Origin of the sequence: Micromonospora arida (genome assembly GCF_042873195.1) — a bacterium.
In the GTDB taxonomy this organism is placed as follows: Bacteria; Actinomycetota; Actinomycetes; order Mycobacteriales; family Micromonosporaceae; genus Micromonospora; species Micromonospora arida.
Map to the genome: position 1 here is coordinate 445,398 of NZ_JBIALC010000004.1, position 25,368 is coordinate 470,765.

The following is a 25,368-nucleotide window of genomic DNA, read 5'->3' on the forward strand; positions in this document are numbered from 1 at the left end:
CCGACGTGAAGACGATCCAGGCTTACCGGTTCGCCCTCGACCTCACCCCAGGCCAGGAACGCGCCGTGAGGGCGCATGTGGGGGCCGCGCGAGTGGCGCACAACTGGGCGCTCGCCCGGGTCAAGGCGGTCATGGACCAGCGCGCTGCGGAGCGCTCCTATGGGGTGCCGGACGCGTTGCTGACGCCGTCGCTGCCGTGGTCGCTCGCCGGGCTGCGTAAGGCGTGGAACGCTGCGAAGGCTGATGCGGCGCCGTGGTGGGGTGAGGTGTCGAAAGAGGCGTTCAACACCGGCCTGGACGCTCTCGCCCGCGGCTTGAAGAACTGGGCTGACTCCCGTCAGGGCGGGCGGGCCGGCAGACCGGTCGGTTTCCCCCGCTTCAAGTCCCGCCGCCGTGGCACACCGTCGGTGCGGTTCACCACCGGCGCGATCCGCGTCGAGCCCGACCGCCGGCACGTGGTGCTGCCGAGGCTGGGTCGGTTGAAGCTGCACGAATCCGCCCGCAAGCTCGCCCGCCGTATCGAGGGCGGCACCGCGCGGATCATGTCCGCCACCGTGCGCCGCGACGGCGGACGGTGGCACGTCTCGTTCACCGTCGAGGTGCAGCGGACCGAACGGCAACCGGCCCGGCCCGCCTCGGTGGTGGGGGTGGATGTCGGAATCAAACATCTTGCGGTGTTGTCCACCGGCGAGCGGGTCGACAACCCGCGCCACCTCGTCGCCGCGCAGGCCCGACTGCGGGCGCTCGGTCGGGCGTCGTCGCGGAAGTCCGGCCCCGACCGGCGCAACGGCTGCCGGCCCTCGAACCGCTGGCAACGCGCCTCGGACCGACTTGGTCGTGCCCATGCGCGAGTCGCGAACCTGCGCCGCGACGGGCTGCACAAGCTCACCACGAGGCTGGCACGCGAACACGGCAGCATCGTTGTCGAAGACCTGAACGTCGCGGGCATGCTGCGCAACCGGCGGCTGGCCCGGCACATCGCCGATGCCGGGTTCGCCGAGATCCGCCGTCAGTTGGCATACAAGACCGGGTGGAACGGCGGCCGGCTGCTCGTGGCCGACCGCTGGTATCCGTCCTCGAAAACCTGCTCGGGTTGCGGCGCGGTGAAAGCCAAGCTCGCCCTGCACGAGCGTGAGTACGACTGTGACGCGTGCGGCCTGGTCATCGACCGTGACCACAACGCCGCACTCAACCTGGCCGCCCTCGCGGCTGAGTTCACCACCGCCGGGAGTGGCTCGGTGGCAGCACGCGGAGCCGACCAGAAGACCCACACACATGGGCAGGTGGCTGTGAAACGTGAACCCGGCACGGCATCCGCCGGCAAGACCGGGACCGTCCCCACCGCAAGGCGGGGCAACCAATCACGCGCTCACTAGAGCGCACCGAAAGGTAACGGACTCATGCCGTCGCGGCAGGACCAGCTGCACTCCTACCAGTTCAGCGTCCAACGGGCAGTCGCCGCCCTGGTCATGCGGGAGACCGACCCCGCGCAGTCGCCGTTTCGGCGGCTGGCCGGTGCCGGCCTGGCCAGCGTCCTGGTCGCGGCGATCGGGCTCGGTGGTTTCGCCCTCTACGGCCTGTTCGCCGGCGGCGGCAAGGGGTGGCGCGACCCGGGCGCGGTGATCGTGGAGAAGGAGTCCGGCGCCCGGTTCGTCTATCGCGAGCAGAAGCTGCACCCGGTGCTCAACTACGCCTCGGCGCTGCTCATCGTCGGTGCGGATCGCTCGAAGACCGTTCTGGTGTCCCGACGCACGATCGACGGGGTGCCGCGCGGGCTGCCGTTGGGCATCGCCGACGCACCCGACTCGCTGCCCGCCCCGGGCCGGCTGGCCGGCGCAGCGTGGACGGTCTGCTCGACGGTCCCGGCCGGTACGGGCGTCGAGGCGCCCCGCTCCGCGTTGCTGATCGGCACCGAGCCCGACGGCGGTCGGCCGTTGGGCGATGACGCGCTGCTGCTGCGCCACCCCGACGGCGGGCTGCACCTGCTCTGGCACCAGCGCCGCTACCTCGTCCGTGATCCGAGCCGGGTGCTGGCGGCGCTCGCCACCACCCGGGCCCAGGCGGTTCGGGTGGCGCCGGCACTGCTCAACTCGCTGCCTGCCGGCACCGACCTCGCCCCACTCGACCTGCCTGCGCTGGGTCGGCCCGCCACCCGGGTGCCGGGTGCGGCGATCGGCACGGTCTACCTGGTGAGCAACTCCGGTGGCGGCCGGCAGTACGCGGTGGCGCTCGACGCCGGCCTGGCCGGCATCACCGAGCTGCAGGCGGGGTTGTTGCTGGCCCGCACCGGGCAGGTCGAGCCGGTGCCGATGACGTTGGGTCGGTTCGCCGCGCTGCCCACGGTGCCTGACCTGGCCCCGACCGGCCCGAACGCCCCGCCACCGACCCCGCCCCGGCTCGCGGCCGGCGACGGCGGGGCGCTCTGCACCCGCATCGGCGACGACGGCGGGGTTGGTGAGGTGCGCTGGGGCGTACCGCTGCGGGACCTGACGGCCGTGCCCCACACCGCGCCGACCGGCGCAGCGGTGCTGGCGGACCACGTGGTGGTGGAGCCGGGCCGCGGCGCGGTGGTCGAGGCCGCGGCGGCGCCCGGCGCGACCGGCGGCGCGGTCTCCGTGGTCACCGACCTGGGCCGACGGTACGTGCTGGCCGACCCGGAGGTGCTCCCGATGCTCGGCTACCGCGACGTGCGGCCGGTGCGGCTACCGGCCGGGCTGGTCAGCCTGGTGCCCGCCGGTGCGACCCTCGACCCGGCCGCCGCCCGCGCCGTCGCCGCCCCGGCCTGAGGGCGACCCGCCCCGCGGCGTGCCGGCGGCTGCCCGCGGTGCCGGCGCCTGCCGGCGGTGCCCGCGTGCCGGCGGTGCCCGCGTACCGGCGGTGATCAAGAGGTTTGCGTCAGAAGTTCGCACGATGCTGACGCAAACCTCTTGATCACCGGGAAGCGACGCGCGGCAACGCGCGGCGGACGGTGCCTAGTCGGCCGGGCGGCGCAGGACGGTGACCGCGAACGGGGCGTCGTCGCGCCACGGGCGCAGGTCCCAGGTGGCGAAGCGTTGCTCCACGCGCAGCCCGGCGGCCACCGCGTCGGCGTCGAACGCGGTCAGCGGGTAGCCGCGCTCCGTGCCGAACCCCACGGTCAGCACGCCGTCGGGTCGCAGGTGCGCGGCCACCCGGCGCAGCACCTCCGGTTCGGTGCCGACGGCGACGAAGGCGAGCACGTTGCCGGCAAGCACCGCCGCGTCGAACGGCTCCGCCTCACCCAGCGCCGGTAGATCCAGCTCGGCGAGGTCGGCGACCAGCCACGTCGGGCCGGGATAGTCGGCGCGGGCCGCCTCCACCAGCGCGGGGTCGGCGTCCACCCCGACCACCGTGTGCCCCCGCTCCGCCAGCGCGGCACCGACGCGGCCGGTGCCGCTGCCGGCGTCGAGAATGCGCGAGCCGGGCGCGACGAGGGCGTCCACCAGTCGGGCCTCGCCGGCCAGGTCCGCGCCCTCGGCCGCGAGCTTGCGGAACCGGTCGATATACCACTGTGAGTGCTCAGGACCGGTGTCGGTCGCCCAGCGGGTCGGGTTGGCCATGAGGCCACCGTATCCGGGCCGGTGGGGGCCCGGCGGGCGACCCGGACGAGACGATCATCCCTTCTCCGCGCCGCTGGTCAGCCCCTCGGTGAGCAGCCGTTCGCTGGCGAAGAAGAGGATCACGATGGGCAGGGTGAGCACGACCGACCCGGCCATCAGCACGGTCTTGGGGACCTCCACCCCGTCGGCGAGCAGCGACAACCCGAGTGACACCGTCCACCGGTTGGGTTTGTCGACCAGGAACAGCAGGGCGAAGAGGAACTCGTTCCAGGCGATCATGAAGTCGTAGAGCGCGACCGCCATGATCGACGGCATCGCCAGGGGCAGGCTGACACGGCGGATGATGCCGAGCCGGCCGGCACCGTCGATGGCCGCGGACTCCTCCAGACTGACCGGGATGGTCTCGAAGTAGTTCTTCAGCATGTAGACCGACACCGGCAACGTCTGCGAGATGTAGACCAGCACCAGACCGAACAGCGAGCCGCGTAGCCCGGCCCTGGTGAAGACCACGAACAGCGGGATCGCGATGACGATCGACGGGAACAGGTAGACCGCCAGGAACAGGAAGTCCACCTGTCGCCGGCCGAAGAACCGCAGCCGGGCCACCGCGTACGCACCGGGGATCGCGACCAGGAGAGTGAGCACGGTCGCCGCGACGGCGACCAGCCCGCTGTTGCGGATGAAGGTGAGGAAACCCTGGCCGCCGTCGTCGGTGGCCTTGAGCACTTCGGCGTACGTGGCCACGGTCAGCTCACCGAAGCCGACCACCAGCGCTCCGGGGTCGAGCAGCAGCCGCTCGATGGGGCGCACCGAGAGCACCAGCATGTAGTAGAAGGGGAAGACCGTGATCACCAGGAACACGGCGATCACCAGGCGGCGTAGCCAACGCAGGCTCACCGTCTCGACCACGTCCCGGTCCATCAGCTCACCCTCCGTCCGAAGAAGCGCAGATAGATCAGCACGAACACGATGAGCACCACGGCCAGCACGACCGCCTGGGCGGCCGCGGCCCCGATGTCGGTACGGGCGGTGAGGAACTCGTACACCCGCACGCTGACCACCTCGGTGCCGGCCGCACCACCGGTGAGCAGGTAGACGTCGTCGAACTTGTTGAACGTCATGATGAAGCGCAGCACACCCAGCAGGGCGATCACCGGCAGCAGTTGCGGTAGCAGGATGTGCCGGAACCGCTGGGTGGGGGTGGCGCCGTCGACCCGGGCGGCCTCCTCCAACTCGCCGGGCACCGCCTGGAGCCGGGCCAGCAGGAACAGGAACGCGAACGGGAAGTACCGCCAGGCCTCGAAGACGATCACCGTGGCCAGCGCTGTCGACTCCTGGGTGAGGAACGGCACCGGGGCGTCCCAGCCGAGCAGGCGTTGGCCCCACGCGTTGACGATGCCGAGCTGTGGGTCGAGCATCACCTGCCAGACGAACGTCACGGCGACCACCGGCGCCACGTACGGCAGCAGCATGGACGCCCGGACCAGGGTGCGACCCCGGAACGGCCGGCGGACGACCAGTGCGGCCACCAGGCCGAGCAGGATCGACCCGACGGTGCCGCCGATGCTGTAGATCAGCGTGACCCACAGCGTCTCGGCGAAGCCGGGGGTGTGCAGCACCCGGTCGATGTTGTCCATGGTGAACTCGCCGAACAGGCCGGTCTTGCGCAGCGTCGCCAGCCGGACCCGCTGGAAGGCGAGCACCAGGGTCCACACGATCGGGATGCCGATGACCGCGATGGTGACGAGCAGGGTCGGTGCGACCAGCGCGAGCCCGGCCCGGGATTCGCGGCGGCGCAGGGTCAACGGTCGGCGCCGGGGTGGCGCCGGCCGCTCCCTGGTGGGGGAGCGGCCGGGGCCCGGCGCGGTGGTGGTCAATTGACGCCCGCCTTGATGGCGTCCACGTCCTTCGTGGCGCGGTTGGCGGTGGCTGCCGCGTCGGACTTGCCGGAGACGAGGTCGCCCAGCGCCTTGGGCACCGGCAACTCGCCGAGCATGGCGCCGACGAGCTTGCCCTGCCCCTGGCTGAGGCCCCAGCGCCCGAAGGTGTCCGGGCTGCGGCGCAGCGTGGTCAGCACCTCGTCGCCGTACACGTCGGTGAGGGGCTTCTTCGCGTCCACGCCCGCCTGGCTGGTGTTCCAGGCGGTCAGGTACGCCTCCGGCTCGGCGGGGGTGCCCTTGCGCACCGGGAAGCGGCCCTCGGGGGACATGCCGAACCAGCGCGGGTAACCGTCGCCGAGCATGTACTCCACGAAGGACTTCGCCGGGTCGGCTGCCGCGCCGTCGAGAACCGCCCAGGAGCTGATCTCGCCGTACTGGGCCGGTTCGGTGCCGTTCGGGCCCTTGATCGCGGTGACGAACCCGCTGTTCTTCGCGAGGAACGCCGGGTCCCCCTGGCACTGGGGGCAGGTCGGCTTGGCGTCGTTGCGTAGCCCCGCCAGCTCGTCGAGGATGAACGGTGACCAGATCACCATGGCGGCCTTGCCCGCGAAGTAGGTGGCCCGGGTGGTGTCCACGTCCTGCGCGCCCTTCACCGAGCTGGTGCGGATCAGGTCACCGTAGAAGCGGAACGCCTCGACGCACTGGGGCGAATCCAGTGTCACCTTCCCCGAGTCGTCGGTGAGCTGGCAGCCGTTGGCCAACGCCAGGTGCTCGAAGGTCTGCTGGGTGAACACATCGCTGGGGGCGGTCGCCGCGGTGATGCCGGCGACGCCGCCGGTGTTCAGTCGGGCTGCGGCGGTGGTGATCCGCTCGTACGTGTCGGGGGCGGGCAGACCGGCCGCGGCGAACAGGTCCTTGCGATAGACGAGCAGCTGCCCCCAGCCGTCGCTGGGCACGGAGAGCTGTTTGCCGTCGTCTGAGGTGAGCTCCAGCGCTCGGGGGGAGAACGTCTGCTTGCCCAGCTTGTCGACGACCTCCGCGTTCGCCGAGGTGTGCAGCAGCTCGTTGCCGGCGAGCGTACGGATGCCGGCGAGGGAGACCGACCCGACCACGTCGGGCAGGTCGCCGGCGGCGGCGTTGGCGGCGATCAGGGAGGGGAACTGGTCCTCGTTGACGGTCACGAGATCGACCTGGATCCCGGTCTTGGCGGTGAAGTCGGCGATGATCGCCTTGGTGGCGGTGACCCGGTCGGCCACGTCTTCCAGGCTCCAGACGGTGATCTTTTTGCTGTTGCTGTCTGGTTCGTCGTCGCCGCAGGCCAGCAGGGTGGACGCTGCTAGTGCCATGATCAGGGTGGTGGCGAGTATCCGCCTCGGAGGTGCTGACATCGGTGACACTCCTCTCGAAGGGTACATGCCGGATTCAACACCTTCGATTGATCAATAACAAGACATATTGCGATTTTGTGTCTATCCTGGAGCCCAGTGCTACCGGGATGTGACACATGGGCAACTGGGTGGTCTCTCTCGCCGGGCCTCGACGCATCAGCCTTGAGCCCTGCCCGCCGGATCCGCTCGGCTCCGGTCAGGTCCGAGTCCGCACCTGCTACTCGGGCATCTCCGCCGGCACCGAGCTGACCCTCTACCGGGGCAGCAATCCCCGGCTCAGCAAGGACTGGGACGATGCCGCCCGGATGTTCGTCCCCCGACAGACCCCGGTGCCCTACCCGTTGATCGGCTTCGGCTACGAAGAGGTCGGTGAGGTCATCGAGGTCGCGCCGGACGTCACCGACCGGCACCCGGGGCAGCTCGTCTGGGGCATCTGGGGACACCGGGCCGAGGCCGTGCTCGCAGCCGACGCGGTCCGCGCGCTCCCCGCCGGGCTGGATCCCCTCGCCGCGGTCTTCGCCCGCCCCGGCGCCATCGCGCTGACCGCCGTGCTCGCCGGTGACCTGCACCTCGGCGACTGGGTAGGCGTCTTCGGCCAGGGCGTCATCGGGCTGCTCGCCACCCGGCTCGCCGTGCTCTCCGGGGCCCGGGTGGTGGCCGTCGACCCGGTACCCGACCGGCTGGAGCGCGCCGCCCGGTACGGCGCACACTCGACTGTGGACGCCACTGTCACCTCCGCCGCCGCCGTGCTGCGCCAGGCCACCGACGGCCGGGGGGCCGACGTCTGCCTGGAGCTGTCCGGCGCGTACCCGGCGCTGCACGAGGCGATCCGCTCCACCACCCACGCCGGCCGGGTCGTGGCCGCCGGCTTCTACCAGGGCCAGGCCGACGCGCTCGGCCTCGGTGAGGAGTTCCACCACAACCGCATCCAGATGGTGGCCGCCCAGGTCTCCGGGCCCACCCCCGCGCCGAGCATGGCCGGCCGGTGGACCGGAGACCGGGTCGCGCAGACCTTCATGGACCTGGTGGCCGACCGCAGCGTCGACCCGCTGCCACTGGTCAGCCACATCGTCGACGCCAGCGCGGTCGCCGACGCCCTCGCGCTGCTCGACCGCGGCGCCGGTGACGTCCTCCAAGTCGTGCTGAGGTTCTCATGACCACCATCGCGCTGGCCTGTCAGGAACAACTCCTGCCGGGCACCAACCTCATCCAGAAGTACGCCCTCGCGGCCGCCCTCGGCTACCAGGGCATCGAGCTACGCGGCCGCGGCGACCTGGCCTTCGCCCGCCGGCTGCCGGAGCTGCGCCGGGCCCGCGCCGCCGGGGTGGTGATGCCCACCGTCTGCGTCGAGATGGACCACTTCATCGGCGACTTCGACCCCGCCCGGTCCGCCGACGCCGTCCGTAACCTGCGCTCCCAACTCTCGGTGATCGCCGAGCTGGGCGGCGTCGGGGTGATGACCCCGGCCGCCTGGGGGATGTTCTCCCGACGACTGCCGCCGTTCGAGCCGCCCCGGGCCCCGGACGGCGACCGGCAGGTGCTCCTCGACGCCCTCGGCGAGCTGGGCGAACACGCCCGGGCCGAGGGGGTCACCCTCTTCCTGGAACCCCTCAACCGGTACGAGGACCACATGGTCAACCGTCTCGACGAGGCGGTGGCGCTCTGCGCCGCGCTCGGGTTGCCCTCGGTCCGGGTGGTCGCCGACACCTTCCACATGAACATCGAGGAGGACGACGTGCACCGCGCGCTGCGCGCCGCCGCGCCGTACCTCGGGCACGTACAGGTCAGCGACTCCAACCGGTACCAGCCCGGCGCCGGGCACCTGGACTGGCCGGCGCTGGTGCGTACCCTGCTGGAGCTGGACTACCGGGGATGGCTGGCCCTGGAGTGCCGGCTCCGCGGCGACCCGGTCCGCGCCCTGCAACAGGCCGCCACGGTGCTGCGACACGCGCTGCCCCGGCGGGCCGCCGCGTGACCGCCGACGCCGGGCCGACAAGCGTCGACGCGACCGCCGGTGTCGACGGGGTCGGTGACGTCGGAGCGACGCGCGCCGACCCCGCCGGCACGGGTGGCCCGGCCGACGCGGCCGGGCTGCGTCGACTCGCGGTCGACACGCTCGACGCCAACTGGGAGCACGACCACACGGTGCCCTCGCGCACGCTCTACCCGCACCAGTGGAGCTGGGACTCCGCGTTCATCGCGATCGGGTTGGCCCAGGTCCGTCCCGACCGCGCCTGGCGGGAGCTGACCACCCTGTTCCGGGCGCAGTGGGCCGACGGACGGGTGCCGCACATCGTGTTCAACCCGGCGCTGCGGGTCGGCGCGTACTTCCCGGGGCCGGAGATGTGGCGTTCGGCCGACGTGCCGGGCGCGCCGACGGTGGCCACCTCCGGCCTGGTCCAGCCGCCGGTGCACGCGCTCGCCGCGTTGCTGGCGTACCGGCGGGCGCCCGACCCCACCGCCCTGGCCGCGCTGCGCCGGCTCTACCCCGCGTTGGTCGCCCAACAGCGCTACCTGGCTGACCGGCGGGACGTGGCCGGTGACGGGCTGGTCTGCATCGTGCACCCGTGGGAGTCCGGGTTGGACAACAGCCCGGCGTGGGACGAGCCGATGGCGGCGGTGCCGGCCGAGGCGGCCGTGATGCGGGCGTACCGTCGGCACGACACCACGCACGCCGACGCCGCGCACCGCCCCACGGACCTGGACTACGCGCGTTATCTGGCGATCGTCGCCGCCTACCGCGACCACGGCTACTCCGACCGCGACCTGGCCGCCGGGCACCCGTTCCTGGTGGAGTGCCCGCTGTTCAACGCGGCGTTCGGGGCCGCCGAACACGCCCTCGCCGAGATCGCCGCGCTCGTCGGCGACGACCCCGGGCCGCACCGGGCCCGCGCGGCCCGCATCACCGAAGCTCTCCTGCGCCGGTTGTACGACCCGGACACCGGCACGTTCCAGCCCCGTGACCTGCGCACCGACCGCCTGGTGAGCGCCCGTACCGTGCTCGGGCTGACCCCCCTGATCCTGCCCGACCTGCCGACCCGGCAGGCCGACGCGCTGGTCGTCGAGGCTCGGTCGGCGCGCTTCGGGGTGGCCCGTCTCATGGATCGGCCGCTGCCCACCTACGACCGCACCGCACCCGACTTCGAGCCGCTGCGTTACTGGCGCGGGCCGAGCTGGCTCAACATCGGCTGGCTGGTCCGGCGTGGGCTGCTCGGGCACGGGCACCCGGAGCTGGCCGCCGGGCTGCGCCGCTCGATGATCGGTCTGGTCGCCGGGGCCGGCTGCCATGAGTACTTCCACCCGGACACCGGCGCCGGGCTGGGCTCACCGGCGTTCAGCTGGACCGCCGCGTTGCTGCTCGACCTGCTCGCCGACTGAGCGCGCCGCCGGGTGGTAGCGTGCCCGGTCCCGGCGGCCGTAAGGAGCATCGTGCGCGAGATCGACAAGGTGGCCTGGATCCTCGTCGAGGACGGTCGGGTGCTGAGCACCCGGTCGGTGGGCAAGGACGTCTGGTACCTGCCGGGCGGAAAGCGCGAGCCGGGCGAAACCGACCTGGAGACCCTGCGTCGGGAGATCGACGAGGAGTTGAGCGTCGAGGTAGACGTGCCCGGTGCCGTGCACCTGGGCACCTTCACCGCTCAGGCGCACGGCCACACGACCGGCATCACCGTGCGGATGACCTGCTACCGGGCCGGCTATCGAGGACAGTTGCGGCCGGCCAGCGAGATCGCCGAGATGGCCTGGCTCGGGTACGCGGACCGACACCGCACCTCACCGGTCGACCAGATCATCTTCGACCACCTGCTGGCCGAGGGTCTGCTGGCCTAGCGGCAGTTTGTCGCGGCCGGCCAGGGGTAACCGGCCGAGCGTGACCGACGGCGACGGGTTCCCGTACTTCATCGACGCGGTGTCCCAACGGTCCGGCCTGCCGGCCGAGGAGGCCGGCGTGCTCGCCCGCGCCGTGCTCCAGACGTTGGCCGAACGGGTGACCGGCGGCGCACCCGGCGACCTCGTCGCGCACCTTCCGAACGAGGTCGACGGCTACCTGACCGGCCCGGCCCCGGATGCGGCCGGGACGGCCCTCCCAGCCCCGGATGCGGCCGTGGCCCCCGGCCCGCATGCCGGCGCCGATGGCTTGACCAGCGGGGTGGGCCTGGAGGTCGGCGGTGCCGGCGCGACCCCGATGGAGGCCGGCCCGACGGAGTTCCTTCGTCGGGTGGAACAGCGTGCCGGGGTCGACCCGGCCACCGCCCGGGCCGGAACCGGCGCCGTCTTTGCCACGTTGCGGACGGCGATGACCGTACGGGAATTCCAGGAGATGGTGGCGCGACTGCCGCACGACGGCGGAGGTGGGGCCGCGCCCACACCGCCGGCCGACAGAGCGGGTTGAGATATTGACGCTCTGTCCGATACTTTCGTCTCCTCATGCGAGCAACACCGGGCTGGGCGACGTTGCGGATGGTCCGATCGCAGTTGCGGAACACACCAGGCCGGAGCCTCGCAGTGTTCTCCGCTGTACTGGTCGCGACCACCGGGTTCACCGTGCTCACCGGTGCCGCGAGCACCTCCCGGCTGGTCGCGAGCGGTTCCGTCGACGGGCAGTTCCGTCCGTCGTACGACATCCTGGTCCACCCCGCGGCGCCGGCCACCGGCCTGCTTCACCAGGACCGGCCCACCGCGGCCTACGGCGGCATCGGGCTGGACCAGTGGCGGCTGATCGAAGGGATCTCCGGCGTCGAGGTGGCCGCCCCACTGGCGGTCCTCGGCATCGCCGATCTCCGAGTCGAGCCGCGGGTGGACCTCACCGACCAGGTCGACAGGTCGGCTGAGCGGCAGGTCATCGAGGTCGCTCCCCGGATCAGCGGGGAGCGCGGGCTGAGCACGTTGACGGCGGCGCCAACCTACGTCTATGTGTCGCGACGGCCGCTGGTGCCGCTGGCGGCAATCAACGACCAACGGTTCGTGTACGCCGATGGCACCAGGGTCCGCCAGGCCACCTCCGCCGCCGAGTGCCCCGGCACCGGTGGTGGCGGCACCTTGGAGGTGCAGCCCGACGGCCAGCGTCGTCAGGTGTGCGACATCGCCGCCGGCAGCTTCGATCCCGACGCCCGGCGGACCCAGGTCAGTGACGTCGTGACATACCAGTTACTTCCGGACGGCACCTTCCGGCTGGCATCCATCTTCACGTCCGGCCGTCCGGCGTCCGTGGTGCCCGCCACCGCCCGGCTGGAACTCCGGCTGCCAAAGGTGGTACCGATGCTCGTCGCCGCGATCGATCCGGCGGCTGAGGCGCGCCTGGTCGGCCTGGACCGGGCGGTACGCCAGGGGCGCTACCTGACCGGCACCGATGCCGTTTCTTCGGCGGCCCCGGATGCCCTGTCCTCCACCTTGCCCACGAGCAGCCCGGCCAGCCGGACGCTGCCGGTGCTCGCCGCCGACGACATCGCGATCGACGAGCGGGTGGACATTGCCGTGTCCCGGCTGACCGGCCGGGCGGCCGACCAGGTGCCCGGCACCGCGACTCAGGCGCTCTGGCCCCTGCTGCACAACTCGGCGACGGGCCCGCCGCAAACGCTCCAGCATGACCTGGCGCAGATCTACCGCGACCGGCTCGACTCCGCACTCTCCGAGCAGGCCCCACTGGCCACCATCATGGCCCTGCTCCGGCCCGGGCCGCCGACCTACTCGCCGCAACCCGACGGCCGCGATCGGATGGTGCCCCGATCAGACGGAGTCGAATCGGTCGACCCCACGATCGACGACGTGTGGCGAGACTCGTGGTTCAGCACGGGCGGTGTGGGGACGGCGGATCCGGTGAGTCTGCTCGGGCAGTCGTCGTGGTCGGTCACCGCGGTGGGCAGCTTCGCACCGGATGCGCTCGAATCCACCGCCGGCGCGGCGCAACAGGCCCTCGACCTCTACCGTCGGACCCCGCCGGTGGGCGCCGACGCGCGCTCCCGGGGCCTGCTCGGCGACCGCCCACTGCTTCCCGGAGACGACCCGCTCGGTTACCCGCGTGGCGCGCCCAGTCTGGTGACCAGTCTGACCGTGGCCGGCGAGCTGTACTCCAGCGTCGCGCCCGCGCTCGCGGCAGCCCCGGTGAGTTCGGTGCGGGTCCGGGTCGCCGGTATCGACCGGTTCGACGAGGTGGCCCGGGAGCGGGTCCGGATGGTGGCTGACGAGATTGTCCGACAGACCGGCCTGACCGTCGAGATCGTGCTGGGCGGCTCGACGGTACGTAGCCCGGTGCTGCTGCCTGCTGGCGAGTTCGGCCGCCCCGAGCTGGACCTGTTGGAGGCGCGTACCCGCAAGGGCGTCGCTACCGAAATCGTCACCGCCGTGGATCGCAAGAACATCATGCTGCTCGGGCTGCTGCTGGTGGTCTGCGCTCTGCTGGTCGGCAACGCGGTGTCCACGGCGGTCCGGGTTCGTCGACGTGAACTCGCCGTACTGGCCTGCATCGGCTGGCCCGGCTGGCGGCTGAGCCTGCTGATCCTCGCCGAGACCGTAGCGCTCGGCCTGACCGCGGGGCTGCTCGGCGCGGGGTTGTCGGTGCCGCTCGGTTGGCTGGCCGGCGTGCAGATCTCCGGCACGGTGACCATGCTGTGCGTGCCGATCGCGGTGCTGCTGACGGCAGTGGCCAGCGCCCTGCCCGCAGTGCGGGCCGCGCGTACCCGGTCGGCGGAGGCGCTGCAGGCGAGCGCGGCACCTGCCCGGCGAGCCTCGGCACGGAGCCTTGCCGGGCTTGCGGTGGCCAATCTCGTACGAACGCCCGCGCGTACCTTCGCCGGCGCGACGAGCCTGGCGGCCGGCGTCGGTGCGGTGACACTGATCGCCGCCGCGCTCTGGGCGTTCGACGACGGCATGGTCGGCTCGCTGCTCGGCGAGGCGGTCTCTGTGCGGGTGCGCGGGGTGGACCTGGTGGCCGTCGGCGGAGTGCTGCTGTTCGGGGTGCTCGGCGTTGCCGACGTGCTGTACCTCAACGTGCGGGAGCGAGCGGCCGAGTTCGCCACGCTGAGGGCCATCGGCTGGCCTGATTCCGCGCTCAACCGGCTCCTGATCTACGAGGCGCTCGGCGTCGGAGTGCTCGGCTGCATCCTCGGGGTCGCCGCCGGCCTCGGCTCCGTCGCCCTGCTGGTCGGCACGGTGGATGGTCGGCTGGCGATGCTGGCGCTGGCCGTGACCGGTGCGGCGCTGCTGCTCACCGTGCTCGCCGCGTTGGTCCCGGCGATCCTGATCCGGCGGTTGCCGACCGCCGCTCTGCTCGCCGACCAATGAGGCCACAGGGCTGATCGGGCTACGACTCCTCGGCCTGAATCGCCCGTCGGCGTCGGCCACCGGCAGCTCCCTGGGCGTCGAAGATCGCGGCGGTGACCGCCGCGTCGAACACCGGGTCTCCCTCGGTGGTCAGGAAGCCCCAGTCCAGCACCGCGTTCGGCCGACCCGAGACGTCAAGACCGCGCCCTCCATGCCCTCGCCCCGGCAGCTTCGGGGTGTCCGTGCCGATCCACTGCCGGAGCACCCCGGCGACCTGCTCCTCCGCGAGGTGACTCATGCCTCGGGCACCTCCTCGGGCTCGGCGACCCAGGCGGAGAAGACCGGCACCCCGTGCCAGGGGCCGGTGACGCCGTCGGCCCCGGTGTCGGTGGCGACGGCCACCACCGCGTACGGGTGGCCGAAGCGCAGCTCGGCGGTGCGGGCCACACCCTCCGGCGGCAGGCTGGTCAACCCGAACATGGCGGTCACGGCGGCAGCCTCGAAGCCGTACCGGTCGAACCGGGCCACCGCCGTCTGCCGTGCCTCGAAGCGCTCCGCCGGCAGCGCCAGCGCCGTCGCCAGCGTGGCCGCCACGGCCGGAAAGCCGAGCGCCGGCCCGGTCAGGTCATGGTCGCTCCGGGCCGACCAGCAAGGAAGGACGGCGGTGTGCCGCTCTTCGCGGCCGTCGTGGGCGCGGGTGCGTACCCGCTCCTCGGTCAGCGTCCAGAGCGGAGTCTCGCCGAGCGGCAGGTCGAACAGCGAGCGGCTGCCCGCCGGTTGCGCGCCGTCGGCCGCGCCGGCGCTGAGGTCGTACGCGACGGCCAGCACCTCGGCCGGTGGCACCTGCGGTGCGGCGGCCACCGAGAGGACCACCAGCCCTGCGCCGCCGGCCGTCTGGGCCGGCGCGGCGTGCACGATCACGTCACCGGCTTGCGCGGTGGACACGATTGCGCAGCGGTGGCCCTGGCCCGGACTGCGCAGTGCTTGCCGCAGTCGACCGGCCCACGGGCTGCCAGCGCCGAGCGCGCGTGCGTCGGCGACGTCGAACGGGGTCGCCCAGGACACCCGGGTGGCCAACGCGCTGGCCAGGGCCAGCACCACGTCCGGCCCGACCCGCAGGGGAAACGTCTCGATCAGGCCGAGGGTGTGCTCGCGCGCCCAGGCGTCCAACCCGGCCTGATCGGGCAGTGCGCCGACCTCGGTCGTGCGGGGCAGCGCGGCCCGCCACGCCGCCGATCCGTCGTCGCCCTGCCCCGCTGTGTGCCAGAGCGCGGTGGCGGACCCGACCAGCGGGTGCGGCGCGTCCAACAGTGTTCGGGCCACCTCGGCCGCGCTCGGCAGGTCGGTGCCCAGCGCCTGCGCCAGCTTCGCGGCGGCTTCGTCCGCTACGGCCGGATCAGGGTCGGCCGTCGTGGCGGTGACCGCGAGTAGCAGCCAGGCGCCGAGCGGGGAGGCGACGTGGTGCCTGTCGCCGACCGTCGCGTGCAGTCGCGCGGCGTACGCGGACAACGGGCCGTGCAGGTTGCTCCTCATTCCCACACTCTGCCCGGCGACCCGGCTCACGACCACAGTTCGAACGGCTCGTCGATCTCCGTGCCGGCGAGAAAGGGGGTGATCAGCCTGGGGAGCTGCCCGGGGTAGAAGCGTTCCCGACTGGCCACCACCTCGGGCAACGGCCACCAGCGGAAGCCGAAGTAGTCCTCCCTCTCGTAGTCGAGCCGGTGCGCCTCGTCCACGTCCGGGCCGGGGCCGGCCAGCCGTACGGCGACGACAACCTCGTCCTGCACGTGCCGCACCTGGCGGTGCAGGAAGCTCGACCGCCGCCGCCACACCGGCGCGCCCACCTGGTCGGCGGTGATCACGATGCCGGTCTCTTCCCGCAGCTCCCGCACCGCCGTGTCGCGATAGGTCTCACCGGGATCCATGCCACCGCCCGGCAGCTCCCACCAGGTGCCCAGCCGGGCGTGGTCCGGGTCGTGCGTGTGGAACAGCAGCACCCGGTCGGTGCCGTCGGTGACCACCACCCGCACCGCGCGTCGCTCCAGGATCGGCAGGTCGCGGGGCGGCTCGTTCATCGGGCCAGTCTGTCGTACCGCCCGCTTCTGCGGCGGGTAGGCTGCCCGCCGTGGCTGGTCTGTTGAGGAATGTCGCGGCACGTATCTCTCGGGTCGGTGCGGTGATCCCGTCGCCCCGGCGTACCGGGCCGGCGCCCGCGCAGGTGGCCCGCCGCCGTCAGGTGAGCGCCTTGCAGCGTCGGGAGTTGACCTACGCTCCGGAGCGCGACGGTCAGGCCGACCCGGGCGAGATCGTCTGGACGTGGGTGCCGTACGAGGACGACCCCCGCCAGGGCAAGGACCGGCCGGTGCTGGTCGTCGGGCGGCACAGCCGGACCCTGTTCGGGTTGATGCTGTCCAGCCAGAGCGAGCGGGACGGACAGCGGCACTGGTTCGCGCTCGGGCCGGGGGAGTGGGACCGGGACAACCGGCCGAGCTGGGTCCGGCTGGACCGGGTGCTCACCATGCGCGAGGACAGCATCCGCCGGGAGGGTGCCGTGTTGGATCGGCCCCGGTTCGACCGGGTCGGGCAGGCGTTGCGCGCCGGCTACGGCTGGCGCTGACCGACGCCGGGCGGCATCAGCAGTGGGCCAGCCTGAACGTGACGGGCCCGGCGGTCAGGTTCACTCGCGGCTCGGGCCGACCGCGGCACCCTTCGCGTCCGGCGGCGGGTACGGCTGGTCGGCGAGGAGCCGGGCCAGGTGTGCGGTGTTGAGCGCCAGGGCCTTCGTGGTGCGGCCGGTGGTGTCGAGCTTGGGGCCGGCGTCGCGGTAGTCCACTGTGTGCAGTGCTTCGCCGACCCAGTAGGTCGCGGCGGCGGCGGCGATGGTGAACCCGACCTCGTTGAGGGCCTGCTGCACCTCGCCGATGGTGTGGTGGGCGCCGTCCTCGTTGCCGACCACGGCAACACCGGCGACCTTGCCGTAGGTGCGGAGCCGACCCTCGGCGTCGGTCTCGGAGAGCTCGGCGTCGAGGCGTTCGAGGACCATCTTGCAGACGCTGGAGGGCTGGCCGAGCCAGATCGGCGTGGCGATGATCAGCACCTGGGCTGCCATCAGCTTGGCGCGGATCGCCGGCCAGCCGTCGCCGTCGCCCTCGTCGGTGGACACCCCGAAACGCACGTCGTGATCGACGACCCGGATCAGTTCGCCCTCCACCCCCTGCCCGGCCAACTCGGCGAGCACTTCCCGACCGAGCTGCTCGGCGCTCGACGGCGCAGGTGACGGCTTGAGGGTGCAGTTGAGTACGAGGGCGCGGATGGTCGCCACGTCGGGTCCTCTCGGCGGTCGTGATTCGAGTACTGGCTTGCCATACCCGGATAAGACGTCTCAGAACACCCCGGAGGCCGGCAAAACCGCTGGGTCGGTGGACGGAGCGCTGGCAGGGTGTCCGCATGGTGCAGGACGACGCACGGCAGGTGGCCGGACAGGTGCGGACGGGCTTCGGCCTGCAACTGTCCACGATGGAGCTCGTCACCTCCGGCGCGGACCAGCGCGCCCGACTGTGGCTCGCACAGACCGCCGACGGCGGTCGGTACGCGGTCAAGCTGAGCGGTGGTGGCACCCCGGCCGGCCTGGTGGTGACGGCGTACCTGGCCGGGCAGGGTGTGCCGGGCATCGTCGCGCCGCTGCGGGCCGACGACGGGCGGCTGTCGATCGACCACGACGGCCGCCGCCTCTCGGTGGTGCCGTGGGTCTCCGACCAACGGGCGCTCGACGGTCCGATGACCGACGCGCACTGGCGCGCGTACGGCGAGGTGCTGGCCGCCGTGCACGCGGTGCCGGTGACCGACGAGCTGAGCCGGCTGCTACCGGCGGGCGGTGCCGCGTACCCCTCGATCGTGGCCAGGACCCGCGCGGTGGCCGAGCGGCTGCGCGACCCGGGCCCGGCGGACGACCCCGCCGGGCCGCTGGCCGTGGAGATGGCGTACGTGTGGTCCGCGGTGGCCGACCCGGTGGCCACACTGACCCGCGACGTCGAACGCCTCGCCGTCGACCAGCGCGACCGACCCGGCGCGAACGTCGTTTGTCACGGCGACCCGCACCTGGGCAATCTGCTGCTCGGCGCGGACGGGCAGGTCTGGTTGATCGACTGGGACGACGCGGTGCTCGCGCCGCCCGAGTGTGACCTGATGTTCGTCCTGGGCGGGGTGCTCGCGTTCGCGCCGATCAGCGCCCGTCAGCAGAAGGCCGTTCTCGCCGGCTACGGCCCGGCCGACATCGACCCGGCCCGCCTGGCCTGGTTCCTCGCGGTCCGGGCGCTCGACGACCTCAGCGACTGGACCTGCCAGGCGCTGGACCCGGACGCCGCCGTGGCCGAGCGGGATCGGGCGGCGCGGATCGTGCGGGGGCTGGTGTCGCCGGTGGGTCTGATCACCCTCGCCGACGCTGCCCTGCGCGACCTTGACCGGCGACGTTGACCGGAAACCAGGGCCGTCCGCACTGGGACACAACAAAGGCAAGGAGCACATGCGCTCCTTGCCACCTCCAACATATATCGCACCCCGGGCCTTGCGGCAAGACCCGGGGTGTGCCGCAGAATCACCACCCTGAGCCCATAACTGGGAAAATCGGGGGATTTCATGATCGACGTGATCATTGCTGGCGGCGGGCCGACCGGCCTGATGCTGGCCAGCGAGTTGCGGCTGCACGGGGCGCACGTGCTCGTGGTGGAAAGGGAAACCAAGCCGACCCCGTACGTCCGTGCGCTCGGCCTGCACGCACGCAGCATCGAGGTGATGGACCAGCGAGGTCTGCTGGAGCGGTTCCTCGCCCTCGGACAGCAGCACCCGGTCGGGGGCTTCTTCGCCGCCATTCCCAAGCCGTCGCCGAGCGGGCTGGACACCGCCCATCCGTACGTCCTCGGCATTCCGCAGACCACCACCGACCGTCTCCTGAGCGAGCACGCCAGCGAGGTCGGCGTCGAGATCCGGCGCGGCAGCGAACTCGTCGGGCTGAGCCAGGACGACCACGGGGTGACCGTGCGGTTGGCCGATGGCACGCAGGTGCGTACGCGCTACCTCGTCGGCTGCGACGGCGGTCGCAGCACCGTACGCGGGCTGCTCGGTGTCGGCTTTCCCGGCGAGCCCAGCAGCGTCGAGACGCTGCTGGGCGAGATGGAGGTGGGCGTGCCGCCGGAGACGGTGGCCGAGGTGGTGACCGAGGTCCGCAGGACGCACCTGCGGTTCGGTCTCGGGCCCCTCGGCGACGGGATCTACCGCGTCCTGGTTCCCGCCGAGGGGGTGGTCGAGGATCGCTCGGTCCCGCCGACCATCGAGGAGTTCAAGCGACAACTGCGGGCGTACGCCGGCACCGACTTCGGTGTCCACTCACCGCGCTGGCTCTCCCGCTTCGGTGACGCCACCCGGCTGGCCGAGCGTTACCGGGTCGGCCGGGTGCTGCTGGCCGGCGACGCGGCGCACATACACCCGCCGACCGGTGGGCAGGGGCTCAACCTCGGCATCCAGGACGCGTTCAACCTCGGCTGGAAACTGGCCGCCGAGCTCAACGGCTGGGCGCCGGACGGGCTGCTGGACAGCTACCACAGCGAACGGCATCCGGTGGCCGCGGACGTGCTGACCAACACCCGGGCGCAGATGTTGCTGCTCTCACCCGAGCCGGGGCCGCGGTCCGTGCGCCAACTGTTGTCGGAGCTGTTGGACTTCGAGGACGTCAACCGGTACCTGATCGAGAAGATCACCGCGATCGGGGTGCGCTACGACTTCGGCGCGGGCCACGACATGCTCGGGCGCCACATGCGTGACGTACGGCTGAAGCGGGGGCGCCTCTACGAGTTGATGCACGGCGGCCGCGGCCTCCTGCTCGACCAGACCGGCCGGCTCTCGGTCGCCGGGTGGGCGGAGCGGGTCGACCACGTCGTCGACGTCAGCGAGGAGTTGGAGGTGCCCGCCGTGCTGTTACGGCCGGACGGTCACGTGGCGTGGGTCGGCGACGATCAGAGCGACCTGCTCAGTCAGCTGCCCAGGTGGTTCGGCGCGCCGGTCACCTGAACGGTCAGCGCTCGCCGAGGAACGCGCTGTCGACCAGTTGGCGGGGCGATCGGGTGCCACCGAGGCTCTTCGCCTGGTACATGGCCGCGTCGGCGCGGCTGAGCGCGTCGGTGAGCTGGGCCGGGCCGGTCACCGGGGCGAGCCCGACGGAGGCGGTGACCCGGACGCTGCACCCGCTCAACCGGATCGGCGCGGCGACGGTCTCGCTGAGCCGGCGGGTCGAATGCTCGATCCAGCGCCGGTCGACGGTGGGGCTGGAGAGCAGCCCGGCGAACTCGTCACCGCCGAGGCGGGCCACGAGGTTGTCCCCGGCGAAGCCGGCGAGCCGTTCGGCCACACTGATCAGCACCTGGTCGCCGGCGGCGTGCCCGTACCGGTCGTTGATCTGCTTGAAGTCGTCGAGATCGAGCACCACGGCGATCAGCGGCTGGCCGGCGGCGTCGGTGAGCAGGGCGGCTGCCAGGCGGTAGAAGGCGCGCCGATTGGGCAGCCCGGTGAGCGGGTCGTGACTGGCGGCGTGCCGTTCGGCGGCCAGTTCGGCTTGGAGGTGACCGATCTCGGCCTCGGCGCGCACCGCCCGTCGGCGCAACTGCCAGGAGGAGAGCAGCGCGCCCGCCGCGCAGACGCCGGAGGCGACACTCATCGGATCCGGCACGAACCCTCCCATCGCCGCGACCGCCTCCAGCCTTCGGTTGACGCGGCGCGCCGCGTCGGGCCCAGTTTTGCCTGATCGTTGCCCGTGTGGGGGTAACTCAAAGTGAACGGATGGGCACCGATCATGTGCGTTATCATGCTCGCCGTCGGATGCAGATGCAATAGCAGATGCACGTGCAGAACCGTCCAATGTCGATACCGCACCCCCTCGCCGTCACCGCTCCTCCCACGGCCACCGGCGGGCTCGTAACAGAAAGACGCCCCCATGCAGCAGCCACCCAATGGCGTACCGATCCACCAGTTGCCTCCGCTGAGCTGGCAGAAGAGTCGTCGCAGCAACCCCAGCGGCAACTGCGTCGAACTGGCCGAACTGCCCGAGGGAGCGGGCATCGCGGTCCGCAACTCACGACACCCGGAAGGGCCGGCGCTGATCTACACGGTCGATGAGATCGCCGCCTTCGTTCTCGGTGCGCGGGACGGAGATTTCGACCACCTGATCAACTGACCGTCCGGGGGTGGGTCGTCCCGGTGACGGGACTGATTCACCGGCGCGGAGGAGTTCACCTCACTGTCGGTCCATGGCATGCTTACACGTCGGCCGGGCCGGGGCGCCCGGCCGTCGTGGGTCGGTGTCCGGAGGTCCGCACGTGACGATGGTTCCCGCCGAGGGTGGCCCGACAACCGGGCCGACCGTGCTGCGCATGCTGCTCGGTGCCCAACTGCGCCGCCTCCGGGAGTCCAGCGGGGTGACCCGGGAGGGCGCCGGCTGGGAGATCCGCTCCTCCGAATCCAAGATCAGTCGGATGGAGCTGGGTCGGGTCGGCTTCAAGGAGCGTGACGTCGCCGACCTGTTGACCCTCTACGGCGTCACCGAGGACCACGAACGCGACGCGCTGCTCAAGCTCGCGCGTGACGCGAACAGCCCCGGCTGGTGGCACCGCTACGGCGACGTGTTGCCGTCCTGGTTCCAGTCGTACCTGGGCCTGGAGGCCGCCGCCGCGCTGATCCGCACCTACGAGGTGCAGTTCGTGCCCGGCCTCCTGCAAACCCGGGAGTACGCCCGGGCGGTCGTGCTTCTCGGGCACGGCGCGGCCGGTCCGGCCGAGATCGACAGGCGTGTCGCGCTGCGGATGCAGCGTCAGCAGTTGCTCCAGCGGCAGAACCCGCCGCAGCTCTGGGCCGTGGTGGACGAGGCGGCGCTGCGCCGGCCCATCGGCGGCGCCGAGGTCATGCGGGGTCAGCTCACCGCGCTCATCCAGGCGACCAAGTCGCCCCACATCCGGTTGCAGGTCATCCCGTTCGCCGCCGGTGGCCATGCCGCCGCCGGGGGCGCCTTCACCATCCTGCGCTTCGGCGACCAGGAGCTTCCGGACATCGTCTACATCGAACAGCTCACCAGCGCCATCTACCTGGACAAGCGCGACGATCTGGATTACTACGCGGTGGCCATGGAGCGGCTCTGCGTCGAGGCCGAGCCGCCCGAGCGTACGGCGGAGATCCTCGGCGGCCTGCTGGACGACCTCTACCCGGCCTGACTCCGGACCGCGACGGCCCTGGCCTGGTCGGCGACCGTGGACAGTGGGCCGGCGTCAGCCCGCCTGCCCTGACCGCTGCGGCTCCGGCGGAGGACTCTCAACGAACGTATTGACCAACGCCGACCGGCCGGGCTAGTCTCTGTATCGATACAGACTGGATCGATACAGAGAGGTGCCGGTGAAGCCAACACTGCAAGCCGTGGCCGACGCCGTCGGCGTCTCGCGCAGCACCGTTTCCAACGCCTACAGCCGCCCGGACCAGCTCTCCGCCACCCTGCGCGAGCGGATCCTGGACGCCGCCCGGCAACTCGGGTACCCCGGACCCAACCCCACCGCGCGCTCCCTACGCCGAGGTTTCGTCGGGTCGATCGGGGTGCTGTTCACCTCGCAACTGTCGTACGCCTTCACCGACCCGTTCGCGGTCCGCTTCCTCGCCGGTGTCGGCGCGGCGGCCGAGCGGCACGGCACCAGCATGCTGCTGGTGCCACTGCCTCCGGCGGTGACCGACGCCCGACGGGCGGTGGAGAACGCCGCCGTCGACGGGTTCTGCGTCTACTGCGTCGCCGACGAGGAGTGGGCGTTGGACGTGATCCGCCAACGCGGGCTGCCGTTCGTCAGCACGGCCGCCCGCGACGACGCCGGCGCCGACGAACGGTTCGTCGGCATCGACGAGCGGGCCGCCGCACGCAGCGCCGCCGCGCACATCGCTGGGCTCGGGCACCGTCGGGTGGCGCTGATCGCCGACTCCGTGCTGCCCGACGCGCCGGCCGGCCCGCTCACCCTGGCCGGGGTCGACCAGGTGCCGCATCCGACCACCCGAGATCGGCTCCGCGGGTTCGCCGACGCCTTCGCCGAGGTCGGCGTCGGCTGGGCCGAGCTGACAGTGGTCAACGTCCCCGGCAACAGCCGCACGGCGGCAGCCGCGGCCATCGCCGGGCTGTTCGACCAACCCGCGCCGCCGACCGCCGTACTGGCCGGCTCCGACGTCCTCGCGCTCGGTGTGCTGGACGCTCTGGCCGCACGGCCCGCCCATGATCGTCCCCCGATCTCGGTGACCGGCTTCGACGACGTGCCCGAGGCCGCTGCGGCCGGCCTCACCACCGTCCGGCAACCGGCCGAGGAAAAAGGCCGGATCGCCGCCGAACTGCTGCTCGACCCGCCCGCGGACGCCGCGGCCGGTCACGTGTTGCTGCCCACCGCACTCGTCGTCCGGGGCTCCACCGGACCTGTCCCGAGGAGTTGACCATGGAACTGCCCACCGGATACATCACCGCGCTCGACGCCATGAACCGGCACGTCAACTCGGCCCGGCCGGACGCTCCGGTCCAGGTCGAGCGCCCCCGTCGGGCCCTGCTCGCCCCGACCCGGCAGGCCACCGCCCTCGCCCTTCGCCGGCTCGCCGACCGCATCCAGCCGCGACCGCTGCCCAGCACCCCGCGCTGCTCCTGACCCGCACCAATCCCATTCCGGCACGCACGGGACGAACAGTGTGGGGCCGGGCACGCAGAGTGGTCGTGGGCGGCATTGCCAGGCAGACTGGTGAAGCCATGTCGCCGCTCACGCCCACTCTCCGCCTCCACGACCGCTACGTACTGCACGAGCGGATCGGTCTCGGTGGCATGTCCGAGGTGTGGCGAGGCGACGACGAGGTGCTCGGGCGGCCGGTCGCGATCAAGGTGCTCGCCGGGCAGTTCGCCACCGACCCGCAACTGCGGGCCACCATCCAACGCGAGGCCCGCGCGGCCGCCCGGCTGACCCACCCACACGTGACCCAGGTGTACGACTACGCCGAGGCGACCCTGGCCGGCGGCGTCGTGGTCCCGTACCTGGTGATGGAGCTCGTCGACGGTCACAACCTGGCCGACCGGCTGCGGACCGGGCCGCTGCCCTGGCCGGAGGCGGTCCGGGTGGCCGGGCAGATCGCCGCCGCGCTGGCCGCCGCGCACCGCATCGGCGTCGTGCACCGCGACGTCAAGCCGGGCAACGTCATGCTCACCGACACCGGCGCCAAGGTGCTCGACTTCGGCATCGCCGCGCTCGGCGGCCTCGACAGCCAGTCCGGCGAACCGCTGATGGGCACCCCCGCCTACTTCGCCCCGGAACGGCTCACCGCCGGCCCGCCCGACCCGGCGAGCGACGTGTACGCCCTCGGCGCACTGCTCTACCGCACCCTCACCGGGCGGGCGCCACTGCCCGTGCAGAGCTGGGAGGACGCGCTGGACGTGCACCGGCGGGGCACCCCGGTGTCGCCGCTGCGGGTGCCCGGCCTGCCCGCCGACATCGCCGAGCTGACCGTCGCCTGCCTCGCCGCCAACCCGGCCGACCGGCCGAGCGCCGCGCATCTGGCCCGCCGCTTCGGCGCCGGCCAGCCGGTCGAGCCGCCCACCGAACTGCTGCGCATCCGGCCGGCCGCCCATCCACCCACCCTGATCGACCGGTCGGTGGTGGCCCGCCCCGTCCCGGCAACCGCCGCGCCGGCCCGACGCCGGTCGCGTCGCCCTGTGGCCGCGCTCGTCGCCGCCGTGCTCGCCGTACTGATCGGCGTCGGCGCCCTGTTCGCGGAGAATCCGCTCGACAACCCGGGCACACCCGACCCGGCCGAGATCGCCGCCGCGCCGTCGACCTCCGCCCCGGCCCCCACGCCCACGACGCAGTCGCCGACGCCGGCCGCACCGTCCTCGCCACCCCCCGCCGCCAGCACGGCGCCCTCGACCGTCGGGCAGCAGCTACCGGTCAGCTTCCGGGAGGTGAGCAGCGAGTTCGCCGCCGTCCTCGCCGCAGCGGTCGCCCGCCGTGACGTCGACCCGAAGACCGCCGAAGACCTGCGTGACGACCTCGCCGACCTCAACCGCCGCACCAGGGACCGCGCCGAGCGCGTCGCCGACCTCCGGGACCACATCGCCGAGCTGGTGCGGCGGGACCGCCTACCAGCGCAGACGGGCGCGAAACTGGACTCTCTGCTCGCCCGGGCCGACACCTTCTCCACCAGCCGTACGGACGACTGATACCTCGG

25 protein-coding genes are annotated in these 25,368 nt (G+C 72.3%); 16 read left to right on the forward strand and 9 right to left on the reverse strand.

What is annotated here, in order from left to right; translation table 11 throughout:
- The first annotated feature begins 5 nt into the window (after positions 1–5).
- A complete protein-coding gene (tnpB, locus tag ACFYP0_RS16185) occupies positions 6–1,376 on the forward strand; it encodes an IS607 family element RNA-guided endonuclease TnpB (protein ID WP_356980362.1) in 1,371 nt (456 codons plus the stop codon).
- Between the two features lie 24 nt (positions 1,377–1,400).
- Complete coding sequence (gene eccB, locus ACFYP0_RS16190) at positions 1,401–2,786, forward strand: type VII secretion protein EccB (RefSeq protein WP_356980360.1); 1,386 nt, start codon at positions 1,401–1,403, stop codon at positions 2,784–2,786.
- A 186-nt stretch (positions 2,787–2,972) separates the two neighbouring features.
- Here eccB and ACFYP0_RS16195 read toward each other — a convergent pair whose 3' ends face one another.
- Genes ACFYP0_RS16195 through ACFYP0_RS16210 form a run of 4 tightly spaced genes read right to left on the reverse strand, consistent with a single transcriptional unit; the run spans position 2,973 to position 6,846 of the window.
- Positions 2,973–3,578 (reverse strand): class I SAM-dependent methyltransferase, encoded by a 606-nt coding sequence (locus ACFYP0_RS16195; protein WP_356980358.1) that lies wholly within the window; start codon positions 3,576–3,578, stop codon positions 2,973–2,975.
- 54 nt (positions 3,579–3,632) lie between these two features.
- A complete protein-coding gene (locus ACFYP0_RS16200) occupies positions 3,633–4,499 on the reverse strand; it encodes a carbohydrate ABC transporter permease (protein WP_091406739.1) in 867 nt (288 codons plus the stop codon).
- Entirely contained in the window at positions 4,499–5,455 is a 957-nt protein-coding gene (locus ACFYP0_RS16205) for a carbohydrate ABC transporter permease (RefSeq protein WP_124857333.1), read from the reverse strand. Before ACFYP0_RS16205 ends, ACFYP0_RS16200 begins: the two co-directional genes overlap by 1 nt.
- Positions 5,452–6,846 (reverse strand): ABC transporter substrate-binding protein, encoded by a 1,395-nt coding sequence (locus ACFYP0_RS16210; protein WP_356980356.1) that lies wholly within the window; start codon positions 6,844–6,846, stop codon positions 5,452–5,454. The genes ACFYP0_RS16205 and ACFYP0_RS16210 overlap by 4 nt, the downstream gene beginning before the upstream one ends.
- A gap of 116 nt (positions 6,847–6,962) precedes the next feature.
- On the opposite strand from ACFYP0_RS16210, the gene ACFYP0_RS16215 reads away from it, so the two are divergent.
- The 6 genes from ACFYP0_RS16215 (at position 6,963) to ACFYP0_RS16240 (ending at position 14,124) form a co-directional block, all read left to right on the forward strand.
- Complete coding sequence (locus ACFYP0_RS16215) at positions 6,963–8,003, forward strand: zinc-dependent alcohol dehydrogenase (RefSeq protein ID WP_356980354.1); 1,041 nt, start codon at positions 6,963–6,965, stop codon at positions 8,001–8,003.
- Complete coding sequence (locus ACFYP0_RS16220; protein WP_112589707.1) at positions 8,000–8,821, forward strand: sugar phosphate isomerase/epimerase family protein; 822 nt, start codon at positions 8,000–8,002, stop codon at positions 8,819–8,821. The genes ACFYP0_RS16215 and ACFYP0_RS16220 overlap by 4 nt, the downstream gene beginning before the upstream one ends.
- A gap of 116 nt (positions 8,822–8,937) precedes the next feature.
- Positions 8,938–10,224 carry an MGH1-like glycoside hydrolase domain-containing protein gene (locus ACFYP0_RS16225; RefSeq protein ID WP_356980389.1) on the forward strand — a complete coding sequence of 429 codons (1,287 nt, stop codon included), beginning with the start codon at positions 8,938–8,940 and terminating at the stop codon, positions 10,222–10,224.
- 51 nt (positions 10,225–10,275) lie between these two features.
- Positions 10,276–10,674, forward strand: coding sequence for an NUDIX hydrolase (locus ACFYP0_RS16230; RefSeq protein ID WP_350860946.1), 399 nt, complete (start codon positions 10,276–10,278; stop codon positions 10,672–10,674).
- 40 nt (positions 10,675–10,714) lie between these two features.
- Positions 10,715–11,236 carry a DUF2267 domain-containing protein gene (locus ACFYP0_RS16235; protein WP_356980351.1) on the forward strand — a complete coding sequence of 174 codons (522 nt, stop codon included), beginning with the start codon at positions 10,715–10,717 and terminating at the stop codon, positions 11,234–11,236.
- Positions 11,237–11,349: 113 nt separating this feature from the next.
- Positions 11,350–14,124, forward strand: coding sequence for an ABC transporter permease (locus ACFYP0_RS16240; RefSeq protein ID WP_356980349.1), 2,775 nt, complete (start codon positions 11,350–11,352; stop codon positions 14,122–14,124).
- 19 nt (positions 14,125–14,143) lie between these two features.
- Here ACFYP0_RS16240 and ACFYP0_RS16245 read toward each other — a convergent pair whose 3' ends face one another.
- The 3 genes from ACFYP0_RS16245 to ACFYP0_RS16255 are packed head-to-tail and all read right to left on the reverse strand — an operon-like array spanning position 14,144 to position 16,178.
- On the reverse strand, positions 14,144–14,401 hold the full coding sequence (locus ACFYP0_RS16245) for a hypothetical protein (protein WP_356980347.1): 258 nt from the start codon (positions 14,399–14,401) through the stop codon (positions 14,144–14,146).
- The gene (locus ACFYP0_RS16250; protein ID WP_356980345.1) at positions 14,398–15,636 is read right to left on the reverse strand and encodes a hypothetical protein; all 1,239 of its coding nucleotides are present in this window, start codon (positions 15,634–15,636) and stop codon (positions 14,398–14,400) included. The genes ACFYP0_RS16245 and ACFYP0_RS16250 overlap by 4 nt, the downstream gene beginning before the upstream one ends.
- A gap of 26 nt (positions 15,637–15,662) precedes the next feature.
- A complete protein-coding gene (locus tag ACFYP0_RS16255) occupies positions 15,663–16,178 on the reverse strand; it encodes an NUDIX hydrolase (protein WP_386996507.1) in 516 nt (171 codons plus the stop codon).
- A gap of 50 nt (positions 16,179–16,228) precedes the next feature.
- Between ACFYP0_RS16255 and ACFYP0_RS16260 the strand changes: the two genes are divergently transcribed.
- On the forward strand, positions 16,229–16,720 hold the full coding sequence (locus ACFYP0_RS16260; RefSeq protein ID WP_030336385.1) for a type II toxin-antitoxin system PemK/MazF family toxin: 492 nt from the start codon (positions 16,229–16,231) through the stop codon (positions 16,718–16,720).
- A 60-nt stretch (positions 16,721–16,780) separates the two neighbouring features.
- On the opposite strand, the gene ACFYP0_RS16265 is transcribed toward ACFYP0_RS16260, so the two are convergent.
- On the reverse strand, positions 16,781–17,425 hold the full coding sequence (locus ACFYP0_RS16265) for a flavodoxin family protein (protein ID WP_124857351.1): 645 nt from the start codon (positions 17,423–17,425) through the stop codon (positions 16,781–16,783).
- A 125-nt stretch (positions 17,426–17,550) separates the two neighbouring features.
- On the opposite strand from ACFYP0_RS16265, the gene ACFYP0_RS16270 reads away from it, so the two are divergent.
- Complete coding sequence (locus tag ACFYP0_RS16270; protein ID WP_124857353.1) at positions 17,551–18,576, forward strand: phosphotransferase enzyme family protein; 1,026 nt, start codon at positions 17,551–17,553, stop codon at positions 18,574–18,576.
- Between the two features lie 162 nt (positions 18,577–18,738).
- Positions 18,739–20,166, forward strand: coding sequence for a rifampin monooxygenase (gene rox, locus ACFYP0_RS16275; RefSeq protein ID WP_124857355.1), 1,428 nt, complete (start codon positions 18,739–18,741; stop codon positions 20,164–20,166).
- Between the two features lie 4 nt (positions 20,167–20,170).
- Here the strand turns inward: rox and ACFYP0_RS16280 are convergent, their stop codons facing one another.
- Positions 20,171–20,821 (reverse strand): GGDEF domain-containing protein, encoded by a 651-nt coding sequence (locus tag ACFYP0_RS16280; RefSeq protein WP_124857357.1) that lies wholly within the window; start codon positions 20,819–20,821, stop codon positions 20,171–20,173.
- A 264-nt stretch (positions 20,822–21,085) separates the two neighbouring features.
- Here ACFYP0_RS16280 and ACFYP0_RS16285 point away from each other — a divergent pair, with 264 nt between their 5' ends.
- From ACFYP0_RS16285 to ACFYP0_RS16305, 5 genes are all read left to right on the forward strand, one after another.
- A complete protein-coding gene (locus ACFYP0_RS16285) occupies positions 21,086–21,325 on the forward strand; it encodes a DUF397 domain-containing protein (protein WP_091406718.1) in 240 nt (79 codons plus the stop codon).
- Positions 21,326–21,473: 148 nt separating this feature from the next.
- Complete coding sequence (locus ACFYP0_RS16290; protein ID WP_386996615.1) at positions 21,474–22,355, forward strand: helix-turn-helix domain-containing protein; 882 nt, start codon at positions 21,474–21,476, stop codon at positions 22,353–22,355.
- A gap of 199 nt (positions 22,356–22,554) precedes the next feature.
- Complete coding sequence (locus tag ACFYP0_RS16295) at positions 22,555–23,598, forward strand: LacI family DNA-binding transcriptional regulator (RefSeq protein ID WP_356980339.1); 1,044 nt, start codon at positions 22,555–22,557, stop codon at positions 23,596–23,598.
- A gap of 2 nt (positions 23,599–23,600) precedes the next feature.
- Positions 23,601–23,804 (forward strand): hypothetical protein, encoded by a 204-nt coding sequence (locus ACFYP0_RS16300; protein WP_167493710.1) that lies wholly within the window; start codon positions 23,601–23,603, stop codon positions 23,802–23,804.
- A gap of 98 nt (positions 23,805–23,902) precedes the next feature.
- Positions 23,903–25,360 carry a serine/threonine-protein kinase gene (locus tag ACFYP0_RS16305; protein WP_356980337.1) on the forward strand — a complete coding sequence of 486 codons (1,458 nt, stop codon included), beginning with the start codon at positions 23,903–23,905 and terminating at the stop codon, positions 25,358–25,360.
- The last annotated feature ends 8 nt before the right edge of the window (positions 25,361–25,368 follow it).